Origin of the sequence: Ferrimonas balearica, from assembly GCF_019802055.1 — a bacterium.
GTDB lineage: Bacteria > Pseudomonadota > Gammaproteobacteria > Enterobacterales > Shewanellaceae > Ferrimonas > Ferrimonas balearica_A.
Genome location: NZ_JAHVHW010000006.1, coordinates 474784 through 485597, shown reverse-complemented (window position 1 = coordinate 485597; position 10814 = coordinate 474784). Strand labels below are relative to the sequence as shown.

Sequence of the window (10814 nt, the reverse complement as noted above, 5' to 3'; positions counted from 1 at the left end):
TTTGCCTGGTGGCAATAGCGTTGTGGTCCCACCTGATCCCATGCCGAACTCAGAAGTGAAACGCAACCGCGCCGATGGTAGTGTGGGAGTTCCCATGCGAGAGTAGGTCACCGCCAGGCACCCATTCAGACGAAGCCCAGCATTATGCTGGGCTTTGTTGTTTCAAGCGGACTGCGCCGTCCCTTGGAGCTGCTGATATGGCTCAGTTGGTAGAGCGCACCCTTGGTAAGGGTGAGGTCCCCAGTTCGAATCTGGGTATCAGCACCATCTTTCAGAACCCAGCCTAACGGCTGGGTTTTGTCGTTTATCCCTTCGAAAAAAGGTTCCTCTCCCGATCCCCTGGTCGATACTCATATCGGAAAAGTGGCTGAATTAGGTTTTTTGCTCTAAAAACTGATAGGTACAGCTGTTAACTCAGTTGTCGCAGCTGTGAAATTGGCTGCCAACAGGCTGAAAATAGGGCTGAACGTGTGCTGAAAAAGTGTGCGACTGTACGCAAAAGTGCTCGAATTTACTGCTCCAACGGGAACAATATGGGTACTATGCGCAACCAAAGAGTGTACATGTGTACGCTAAACAAAAGTTACGATGGGGAAGAGTGTGGTGAAACCGTCATTAGAGCAACTGCATCTGGTTAAGGTCCTGCGAGAGCGGATCGCGCAACGGGGCGATGCCCCTGCCCTGCGTCATCAGGTTGCCGGCCAATGGCAGGATATCTCCTGGAAACGCTTTGGTGAGCAACTGGACGCCCTGTCCCGCGCTCTGCTGGCCCTTGGGGTCCAGGTGCAGGATAAGGTCGCCATCTTTGCTCAGAACGGTGCTGAGTGGGCCATTGCCGATGTCGCCAGCATGCAGTGCCGAGCCGTCATTGCGCCGATCTATCCGACCAACACCGATGAACAGGCGGCCTACATCGTCAATGATGCGGGCGCGAAGGTGCTGTTTGTCGCCGGAGAGGAGCAATACACCAAAGCTTTGGCTCTGGTGCCACACTGCCCGACTCTGCAGCACATCGTGTTGATGGAGGATGATCTGGCTCCTCAGGAGTGTGAGGTCACCATTCATCATCAGTCTGCGCTGATTGCAGCGGGGCACGCCGCGTATCAGGCAGAGCTGGATCAGCGTATCGCAGATCGCCAACTCGATGACCTGCTAACCCTGATCTACACCTCCGGCACCACCGGTGAACCCAAAGGCGTGATGTTGGACTACCGCAACTTTGCCAGCACCGTTCGCCAGCATGTTGAGTTTCTGCCGTTCGGCGAAGGGGATGTTTCCCTGGCGTTCCTGCCCCTGTCTCACGTGTTTGAGCGTGGCTGGAGCCTCTATGTGTTGACTCAGGGTGGCACCAACGCCTATCTGGCCGACCCAATGAAGGTTCAGGATGCCCTGGCCGAGGTTCGTCCTCACGTGATGTGTGCCGTGCCCCGTCTGTACGAGAAGATCTACTCTGCCGTGATGGAGAAGCTGGAACAGGCTCCGGCCCACAAGCGTGGCCTGTTTATGTGGTCTCTGAAGCAGGGTCTGAAACGCTTTGAAGCGGAACAGGGTGGCCCGGCTCTGGGGGCGTTTGCCCGCGCCAAGCTGGCGCTGGCCGACAAACTGGTTCTTTCTAAGGTCCGCGAAAAGCTGGGCGGACGCATCCGCTTTATGCCCGCTGGTGGTGCTGCGCTGGATCCGGTTGTGAACGAGTTTTTCCAGTCTGTTGGGCTCACCGTGTTGTGCGGCTTCGGCATGACCGAAACCACCGCTTCCGTGACCGCCAACCGCATGGGTGGCATTGGCATTGGCACCAACGGTAACCCGCTGCCTGAAGTGCAGGTCAAGATCGGTCCTAACGATGAGATCCTGGTGAAGGGCGATACGGTGATGCGTGGTTACTACAACCGCCCGCAGGATACCGCTGAGGCTTTTGACGCGGATGGTTGGCTCAAGACCGGTGACTGTGGTTACCTGGATGCGCAGGGTCGCCTGCTGATCACCGACCGCATCAAAGAGCTGATGAAGACCTCTAACGGCAAATACATCGCACCTCAGCGCGTCGAAGGGATGGTATCCCGGGATCCGCTGGTGGAGCAGATCGCCATCATCGCCGATGCCCGCAACTATGTGTCAGCTTTGATCGTTCCGGCATTTGAGTCCCTGGAGCAGTGGGCGCGCGATGTGGGCATTCAGTACAAGGACAAGCTGGACCTGGTTAACCATGCGACCGTTAAGGCCCATTTCGAGGAGCGCCTGAAAGCGGTGCAGGCGGAACTGGCCCGGTTTGAACAGGTGAAGCAGTTTACCCTGCTGCCTCGCGAGTTCTGCATGAAGCGCGGTGAACTGACGCCGACCATGAAACTGCGTCGCAAGGTGATCAACCAGCGCTTTGCCAAAGAGATTGAGGCGATGTACCGAAAGGTTGCCTCCGCCAAGGCGTAACCGTCCAATCAGAAGGGCCCCCAATGGGGGCCTTTTTTGTTATAACGGAACACCACATTGGCAGGAGGCTGGATGTTTACCACCCAATTTGATCCCCGGTTTATGGAAACCGACGCCCTTGGGCACATCAACAACACCGTGATTCCGGTGTGGTTTGAGGAGGGGCGAACGCCCATCTTCGAGCTGTTTGTCCCTGAGTTGGATCTGAGCCGCTGGAACCTGATCCTGGCCAGCGTCCATGTGGACTTTCTGGCTCAGACCTATTACGGCAAGCCGGTGACCGTCGAAACCCGCCTCTCCCGCCTGGGTAGCAGCTCCTTCGATGTCAGTCAGCAGGTGGTTCAGGACGGCAAGGTGACGGCCAGAGGAAAGGCGGTGATGGTGCACTTTGACTATCAGAGCAACCAGTCAGTCCGCATTCCCGACACAATTCGTCAGGCGCTGGAGGCCCATCTGAGTGCCTCAGAGACCCCTGAGGATTAAGCCTCGTTGAAACAGAAAAGGCGCCATTGGGCGCCTTTTGTCTTTTTTAGCGAACGACATCCTCAATGGCGTCCTTCACCAGGCGGAACAGAATGGCCAGGACCGCCAGCAGTTTGGAGACTATGCCACCAAACAGCAGCGTAAAGGCACAGAGGTAATAGACTGCGGGATGGGGACGACGACGCAGGCAAAGGGCAGCCCCCAGGAACATGCCGCAGCCCAGCCACAGTGTGTTGAGGATAAGCAGCCCGGCGGTGGCCAACTGCACCTGCCAAACAGGGGTGTCGCCGCCAAGAAACTCTCCGACCGTCAGATTGAGCAGTGGCCATTGCCACAGGCTTTGCATCCAGATCCCACCGCTCAGTATCAGGATGGCAGCGCCGATGAGTGGGCCAGCCCAATGGATGGCCCGCTTTCCGTTAGAGGCTTTCACGATTGGCTTCGTTATCAGAGCTTCAGTTGGCTGAAGTCATCCACGACGTTGTGATCCCCCTGGCGGACACCTTCGCCACGGACCACCTGACAGGTGCGCAGGCCCGCTTCCCGAGCGGCGTTCAACTCCTCCACATCGTCGGAGATGAACAGAACATGCTTGGGCCACAGGCTCACCACGTTCAGGATATTCTTGTAGGCCTGAACGGTTTTTTTCTGCCCTAGGTTGGTATCAAAGTGGCCGTAAAACAGGGCACTGAGGTCGCCCTGGTCACTGTGTTTAAACAGCAGATCCTGAGCATCGGCAGAGCTGGAGGAGTAGCTGTACAGGCGCTTGCCCTGCCCTTTCCAGTTTTTCAGTGCTTCGGCGGCATCGGCATAGACGTGCCCCTTGAACTCGCCCTTGAGGTACCCCTGCTTCCAGATCAGTCCCTGCAGGGTTTTCAATGCGGTGATCTTCTTGTCCTGGGCGATCCACTCGCGGATAAGCCCGGTCAGTTGCTCCAGGTCTGCATCGGGTTCACCGGCATGAGCACGCAGATCCGCCAGCAGATTGCTGACCGCAAAATCGTTCTGGTGCTGGTCCAGGAAGTCCGGAAGGGCGTCGGCAGAGTAGGAGAAGAGTGTGTCCTTGATAAATTGGAAATCGGTCGTGGTGCCAGCGGTATCCACGATGATGGCTTGAACTCCCATACGTCCTCTTCAAGTCGTTTTTATTCCGGTTGATAGTAGCCCCCGGCCCCCGGTGATGCCAGAAAAACCCGGGGGCGATTAGGACTCATTATCTCAGCGTCACCATCTGGCCGTGCTTCATCACCTCCCGGCAGGGGTTGCAGCCGTACTGCCAGGCCAGCTCTGCGGGCTCATCAATCTCCCATAACACCAGGTCCGCTTCCATGCCGACCCGGATCTGCCCGACCTGCTCTTGCAAACCCAATGCCTGGGCGGCGCAGCGGGTGACACCGGAAAGCGCTTCTTCGGGTGTCAGGCCAAACAGTGTGCAGCCCATATTGAGCATCAACAGGGTAGAACAGAGTGGCGAACTGCCGGGATTGAAGTCTGAGGCCAGCGCCATCGGCACCCGGTGCTGCCGCAGCAGGTCGATTGGGGGCAGTCGGGTCTCTTTCAGGGTGAAGAAGGCACCTGGCAGCAGCACCGCGACGGTACCGGATTCCGAAATCGCCTTCACGCCAGCTTCGTCGAGGCATTCGATGTGATCCACGGACAGGGCTTGATAGCGGGCTGCGAGGGCAGAACCACCCATGTTGGAGAGCTGCTCTGCGTGCAGCTTAACGGGCAGATCATGGGCCTTGGCTGCCTGGAACACCGCTTCGGTCTGGGCCAGGTCGAACGCAATATTCTCGCAGAACACGTCCACCGCATCCGCCAGCCCCTCGGCGGCAATGGCTGGCAACTGCTCCTCGATCACATGGCGAACGTAACCTTCGGCATCGCCTTTGTACTCTTCGGGCAGGGCGTGGGCGCCCAGAAAGGTGGTGACCACCTCTATCGGGTGCATGGAGCCCAGGTGACGAGCTACCTCCAGCAGACGGCGCTCCGTTGGGAGGTCTAATCCATAGCCGGATTTGATCTCCACCGTAGTGACCCCTTCACGCAGCAGGCTGTTGAGACGCTTTCGCCCACTTTGAAACAGGGATTCCTCATCGGCCGCACGGGTAGCGCGAACCGTTGATAGGATGCCGCCACCGGCCCTGGCGATCTGCTCATAGGTCGCGCCATTGAGTCGCTGTTCAAACTCACTGGCCCGGGTACCGCCGAACAGCAGGTGGGTGTGGCAATCGATCAGGCCGGGTGTCAGCCATCCGCCGTGGCCCCGGTAAACCGGCAGTGAGAAGGGGTCGAACTCTGGCAGGGCGCTGCGTGGACCCACCCAGGCAATCTTGCCGTCCTTGATGGCCACTGCGCCGTCCCGAATCGCGCCATAGGCGCCCTCCTGGTCTGGATCCATGGTGGCCAGGTTGACCTCAATCCAAAGCTGATCCCAATCCATCGCGTCGCTCTCCACTGCCAATGTCGTTATCGCATTGTGGCGGTATATTCTTGTATATACAACCTTGCTGTGACATGGTGATAACCAGAACGGACAGGATGAGGGGCCGGAGTGATCCCAAAATTCGAGGCCATTAAGCAGGCCATCAGTGAAGAGATTGAGCAGGGCCATTGGCAGGAGCATGAGCAGGTGCCGTCAGAAAATGCACTGGCGGAGCGCTTTGCCTGCAGCCGCATGACGGCCCGACGAGCCTTGACTGAACTGGTGGAGCAAGGGGTGCTGGTGCGCAGTCAGGGGCTAGGCACCTTTGTGGCGCCCTTCAAGTCTCAGGGCAGCATGATGGCGATCCGCAATATTGCTGAAGAGATCAGCGAGCGCGGCCACCAGCACAGCGCCCAGTTGCTGTTGCTCAAGCCCGTTGCGGCGGAGGCTGAGGTGGCGATTGCCCTGGCGGTACCCGCTGGCAGCACCATCTTCCGCTCCTCACTGCTGCATCTGGAGAATGGCCAGCCGGTCCAACTGGAGGACCGCTACGTCAATCCGGCGCTGGTGCCGGATTACCTGGAGCAACCCTTCTCCAGTCAAACGCCCCATGAATACCTGTCCCAGGTGGCCCCGCTGACCCAGGCGCACCACCTGATTGAGGCGGTGGCCCCCAGCGAGGTTCAGCAACGGTTGCTGTCCCTGGAGGGGCCGGAGCCCTGTTTGCAGATCTGTCGCCGCACCTGGTCCTCCCAGGGAGTGGTGAGCTACGCCAGGTTGTTGCACCCGGGAAGCCGGTTCCGGCTCGGTGGCCACCTGATGGTTGAATCAACATCACGATAAGGAAGTAACGATGAGTAAGGACCCGCGTCATGACCCTAGCCGGGTGATCCGCGCCCCCCGTGGTACTGAGCTGTCTGCCAAAAGCTGGTTGACTGAAGCCCCGCTCCGCATGCTGATGAACAACCTGGATCCCGAAGTGGCCGAGCGCCCGGAAGACCTGGTGGTGTATGGCGGTATTGGTCGTGCGGCCCGTGACTGGCCCTGTTTCGATAAGATTGTCGAGACCCTGAAGCGCCTGGAGGAGGATGAGACCCTTCTGGTTCAGTCCGGTAAGCCGGTTGGCGTATTCAAAACCCATGCTGATGCGCCACGGGTGCTCATCGCCAACTCCAACCTGGTGCCTCACTGGGCCAACTGGGACCACTTTAACGAGTTGGATAAGCTGGGTCTGGCAATGTATGGCCAGATGACCGCGGGCTCCTGGATCTACATCGGCAGCCAGGGGATTGTGCAGGGCACCTACGAAACCTTTGTTGCGGTTGCCAAGCAGCACTTTGACGGTGTGGCCAAAGGGCGCTGGATCCTGACCGGTGGTCTGGGTGGTATGGGTGGCGCTCAGCCGCTGGCTGCCACCATGGCGGGCTTTGCCTGTCTGGCGGTGGAGTGCGACGAGACCCGCATCGATTTCCGTCTGCGCACCGGTTACGTCGACAAGAAAGCCCTCTCCCTTGATGAGGCCCTGACCATCATCAACGAGGCGACCGCCAAGGGTGAAGCGATCTCTGTAGGTTTGCTTGGCAATGCGGCAGACGTGTTTGCCGAGCTGGTTGAGCGCGGCATTACACCCGATGTGGTGACCGATCAGACCTCCGCCCATGACCCCTTAAATGGCTACCTGCCTCAGGGCTGGACTCTGGATCAGGCCAAAGCGATGCGCGAGTCCGACCCGAAAGCCGTTGTCGCTGCCGCCAAAGCTTCCATGGCGGTTCAGGTGCAGGCGATGCTGACCCTGCAGGAGCGTGGCGCCGCCACTCTGGACTACGGCAACAACATCCGTCAGATGGCGTTTGAGGAGGGGGTGAAGAACGCCTTCGATTTCCCCGGGTTTGTGCCTGCCTATATCCGTCCGTTGTTCTGTGAGGGCGTGGGGCCGTTCCGCTGGGTCGCTCTTTCCGGTGATCCCGAAGACATCTATAAGACCGATCAGAAGGTGAAAGAGCTGATCCCGGACGACCCGCATCTGCATAACTGGCTGGATATGGCGCGCGAGCGGATCCAGTTCCAGGGGTTGCCTGCCCGTATCTGCTGGGTGGGTCTGAAGGATCGTGCCCGCCTGGGCCGCGCTTTCAACGAGATGGTCAAAAACGGCGAACTTAAGGGGCCGGTGGTGATCGGTCGTGATCACCTGGATTCTGGCTCAGTAGCTTCCCCCAACCGGGAGACCGAGAGCATGCAGGATGGCTCCGATGCCGTGTCGGATTGGCCGTTGCTGAACGCCCTGTTGAACACTGCCGGTGGCGCCACCTGGGTGAGCCTGCACCACGGTGGTGGCGTAGGGATGGGTTTCTCTCAGCACTCCGGTGTGGTGATCTGCTGTGATGGCAGTGAAGCCGCAGACAAGCGCATCAGCCGTGTACTGTGGAACGACCCGGCCACTGGTGTCATGCGTCATGCGGATGCCGGCTATGACATTGCGAAGAACTGTGCTCGAGAGCAGGGGCTGGACCTGCCGATGTTGGAGGACAACTGATGCTGAACCTGACTTTGACTCCAGGGCATCTGACCCTGACCCAACTGCGTGCTGTCAGCCGCGACGGGGTGAAACTGACTCTGGATGAGAGCGCCTATCCCGCCATTGATGCCAGCGCCGCTGCGGTGGCTCAAGTGATTGAGCGCGATCAGGTGGTGTATGGCATCAATACCGGCTTTGGTTTGCTGGCCAATACCCGCATTGCCAAAGAGGACCTGGAACTGCTGCAGCGCTCCATTGTGCTCTCTCACGCGGCCGGTACCGGCGAGCCAATGAGCGACGCCACCGTTCGCCTGATGATGGTGCTGAAGATCAACTCCCTGGCCCGCGGCTTCTCCGGTATTCGCCGGGAGGTGATCGATGCGCTTATCGCTCTGGTTAACGCCGGGGTTTACCCCATTGTGCCGGAGAAGGGCTCCGTCGGCGCCTCGGGCGATCTGGCCCCGCTCTCCCATATGGTGCTGCCGTTGCTGGGTGAAGGTGAGGTGCGTTACCACGGGCAGGTGATTCGGGCCAAAGATGGCCTGGCCAAGGCGGGCCTGAAGCCAATGACCCTGGCCGCCAAAGAGGGCCTGGCGCTGCTTAACGGCACCCAGGCTTCCACGGCACTGGCGCTGGAGGGGCTGTTCCATGCGGAAGACCTCTGGGCTGCCGGCTCCGTGGTGGGCGCCATCAGCGTTGAAGCGGCGCTGGGTAGCCGCCGCCCCTTTGATCCTCGCGTTCATGAGGTGCGGGGCCAGAAGGGGCAGATCGATGCCGCCGCCACCTTCCGTCATCTGCTGGGAGCCCAGTCTGAACTGGGTGACAGCCACGCCAACTGTGAAAAGGTGCAGGACCCCTACTCTCTGCGCTGTCAGCCCCAGGTGATGGGCGCCTGCCTGACCCAGATCCGACAGGCGGCTGAGGTGCTGTTGGTGGAGGCCAACGGCGTAACCGATAACCCGCTGGTCTTTCCGACTGATGAGGGAACCGATTTCATCTCCGGTGGTAACTTCCATGCCGAACCGGTGGCGATGGCTGCGGATAACCTGGCGCTCGCCATCAGTGAGATCGGTGCCCTGGCGGAGCGTCGCATTGCTTTGTTGATTGATCGCCACCTCTCCGGCCTGCCCGCCTTCCTGGTGGATAATGGCGGCGTGAACTCCGGCTTTATGATCGCTCAGGTAACCGCTGCCGCGCTGGCCAGTGAGAACAAGAGCCTGGCTCATCCGGCCTCGGTGGACAGCCTGCCCACCTCCGCCAACCAGGAGGATCATGTTTCCATGGCCACCTTCGCCGCCCGCCGTTTGCGTGAGATGGCGGGCAACAGCCGTGGTGTACTGGCGGTAGAGCTTCTGGCGGCCTGTCAGGGGCTGGATTTCCGGGCGCCGCTCAAGGCCAGTGAGGCGGTGGAGTCTGCCAAAGCGGAGCTGCGAGAGAAAGTGGCGTTCTACGACAAAGACCGTTTCTTTGCGCCGGACATCGAGGAAGCAACCCGGTTGCTGGCCTCTGCCAGTTACAACCGTCTTATCCCTTCACTGCTTCTCCCGTCGCTGTAAGCCTCGGATGAAAAAGAGAAAGCCCCCGCAATTGCGGGGGCTTTTGGTTTCTTAAGACGGTTTCGGTCGCTATCCTGATGGGTAATCACCTGACTTAAGAGATACGGAATTGGATACTGAAATTCGCTCCGGGCTGCGCCACCGACTGGTGGATACCTTGCAGCAATGGGGCCTGCCAGTGGAGAGCAGCGACTGGCAAACCTTTGTTGTACTGGCCCTGGTTGCGCTGGTGATCGCCTGGGTGGGCCACGCGGTACTGAAGCGGATAGCCGGGCGTGCCATCAATACGCTGAGCGACAGGCTTGTCGGGCCATGGGCGGGGCCCTTTAAGCAAAACCGTGTGGTTGAGAAGACGGCAATCATTGTGCCGCTGGTGATTCTGGACCTGTTCACGCCGCTGGTGTTTGCGGCCTGGCCCTGGTGGGATCATGCCGCCACCATGGCGCTGGAGTTGTTGATCCTGGTGGTGGTGATCCGCCTGATTTTCGCCGTATTGGATACGGTGCAGGCTGTGGCATTGCTGAGTCCGGTCAGCCGACGCTTGCCGGTGCAGAGTTTTGTCCAACTGGGCAAACTGTTCCTGTTCCTGGTCGCCTTCATCCTCTTTATCTCCGTACTGCTGGACAAGTCACCGTTCTACCTGTTATCCGGTTTGGGTGTGGCCACCGGTTTGTTGTTGCTGGTGTTTCGCGACACGATTCTGGGGTTTGTGGCCGGAGTGCAGCTGTCGGCCAACCGCATGGTCAGCCGGGGTGATTGGGTGCAGATGGATAAGTACGGCGCCAATGGCGACGTTATCGAGGTGAGCCTGACCACGGTGAAGGTGCAGAACTTCGACAAGACCATCACCATGATCCCGGCTCACGCTATGGTGGCAGACGCATTCCGCAACTGGCGGGGAATGCAGGAGGCTGGCGGACGCCGGATCAAACGCTCCCTGTTGCTGGACCTGCACTCCGTACGTTTTCTGGATGAGCCGTTGTTTGAGCGGCTGGATCAGATCGAGTTGATGCGGCCCCATCTGGCCTGTAAGCGCAAGGAACTGACCGAAGCGAATTCGGGAGTGACCCACCTGGAACAGCCCGCTAATGGCCGCAGGCTGACCAACCTGGGCTGTTTCCGGGCCTACCTGCAGGCCTATCTTGAGCATCACCCGATGATCCTCAAGGAGATGACTCTGATGGTGCGCCAGCTGGAGCCCACGGAAAATGGCTTGCCCATGGAGATCTACTGCTTTACCAACGACACCCGCTGGCCCATCTACGAGGGGATTCAGGCTGATATCTTTGATCATGCCCTGGCGGTGCTGCCCCAGTTTGACCTGAGGGCGATGCAAAGGCCGACTGGTGCGGATCTGCGTCAGATGGGACGGCCCCTTTCCGGATAACAAAAAAAGCCCCGAATTCGGGGC

9 protein-coding genes, 1 tRNA gene and 1 rRNA gene are annotated in these 10814 nt (G+C 59.4%); 8 read left to right on the top strand and 3 right to left on the bottom strand.

The features are described 5' to 3' along the window. The first annotated feature begins 4 nt into the window (after nucleotides 1-4). The 4 genes from rrf (at nucleotide 5) to KUV52_RS07565 (ending at nucleotide 2907) form a co-directional block, all read left to right on the top strand. A 5S ribosomal RNA gene (rrf, locus tag KUV52_RS07580) occupies nucleotides 5-119 on the top strand. 72 nt (nucleotides 120-191) lie between these two features. Beyond that, nucleotides 192-267, top strand: a tRNA-Thr gene (locus KUV52_RS07575). 321 nt (nucleotides 268-588) lie between these two features. Continuing rightward, entirely contained in the window at nucleotides 589-2424 is a 1836-nt protein-coding gene (locus KUV52_RS07570; protein ID WP_222525331.1) for an AMP-dependent synthetase/ligase, read from the top strand. Between the two features lie 72 nt (nucleotides 2425-2496). Further along, nucleotides 2497-2907: an acyl-CoA thioesterase gene (locus KUV52_RS07565; protein ID WP_222525330.1), complete on the top strand. Its 411-nt coding sequence runs from the start codon at nucleotides 2497-2499 to the stop codon at nucleotides 2905-2907. A 46-nt stretch (nucleotides 2908-2953) separates the two neighbouring features. On the opposite strand, the gene KUV52_RS07560 is transcribed toward KUV52_RS07565, so the two are convergent. The 3 genes from KUV52_RS07560 to hutI form a co-directional block, all read right to left on the bottom strand. After that, nucleotides 2954-3340 (bottom strand): hypothetical protein, encoded by a 387-nt coding sequence (locus tag KUV52_RS07560; RefSeq protein ID WP_222525329.1) that lies wholly within the window; start codon nucleotides 3338-3340, stop codon nucleotides 2954-2956. A gap of 14 nt (nucleotides 3341-3354) precedes the next feature. Beyond that, nucleotides 3355-4032: an acireductone synthase gene (gene mtnC, locus KUV52_RS07555; protein ID WP_222525328.1), complete on the bottom strand. Its 678-nt coding sequence runs from the start codon at nucleotides 4030-4032 to the stop codon at nucleotides 3355-3357. Nucleotides 4033-4120: 88 nt separating this feature from the next. Beyond that, nucleotides 4121-5350: an imidazolonepropionase gene (hutI, locus tag KUV52_RS07550; RefSeq protein ID WP_222525327.1), complete on the bottom strand. Its 1230-nt coding sequence runs from the start codon at nucleotides 5348-5350 to the stop codon at nucleotides 4121-4123. Nucleotides 5351-5461: 111 nt separating this feature from the next. Between hutI and hutC the strand changes: the two genes are divergently transcribed. From hutC to KUV52_RS07530, 4 genes are all read left to right on the top strand, one after another. Then, on the top strand, nucleotides 5462-6175 hold the full coding sequence (gene hutC, locus KUV52_RS07545; RefSeq protein WP_222525326.1) for a histidine utilization repressor: 714 nt from the start codon (nucleotides 5462-5464) through the stop codon (nucleotides 6173-6175). Between the two features lie 10 nt (nucleotides 6176-6185). After that, entirely contained in the window at nucleotides 6186-7865 is a 1680-nt protein-coding gene (hutU, locus tag KUV52_RS07540; protein WP_222525325.1) for a urocanate hydratase, read from the top strand. Continuing rightward, nucleotides 7865-9403: a histidine ammonia-lyase gene (gene hutH, locus KUV52_RS07535; RefSeq protein ID WP_222525324.1), complete on the top strand. Its 1539-nt coding sequence runs from the start codon at nucleotides 7865-7867 to the stop codon at nucleotides 9401-9403. The genes hutU and hutH overlap by 1 nt, the downstream gene beginning before the upstream one ends. Nucleotides 9404-9512: 109 nt before the next feature. Next, nucleotides 9513-10790 (top strand): mechanosensitive ion channel family protein, encoded by a 1278-nt coding sequence (locus KUV52_RS07530; protein WP_222525323.1) that lies wholly within the window; start codon nucleotides 9513-9515, stop codon nucleotides 10788-10790. The last annotated feature ends 24 nt before the right edge of the window (nucleotides 10791-10814 follow it).

Bases quoted from the DNA above. Each gene is read 5' to 3' on its own strand.
- hutH (WP_222525324.1), top strand. From the start codon at position 7,865: ATGCTGAACCTGACTTTGACTCCAGGGCATCTGACCCTGACCCAACTG.
- KUV52_RS07570 (WP_222525331.1), top strand. From the start codon at position 589: ATGGGGAAGAGTGTGGTGAAACCGTCATTAGAGCAACTGCATCTGGTT.
- hutI (WP_222525327.1), bottom strand. From the start codon at position 5,350: ATGGATTGGGATCAGCTTTGGATTGAGGTCAACCTGGCCACCATGGAT.
- KUV52_RS07565 (WP_222525330.1), top strand. From the start codon at position 2,497: ATGTTTACCACCCAATTTGATCCCCGGTTTATGGAAACCGACGCCCTT.
- mtnC (WP_222525328.1), bottom strand. From the start codon at position 4,032: ATGGGAGTTCAAGCCATCATCGTGGATACCGCTGGCACCACGACCGAT.
- hutU (WP_222525325.1), top strand. From the start codon at position 6,186: ATGAGTAAGGACCCGCGTCATGACCCTAGCCGGGTGATCCGCGCCCCC.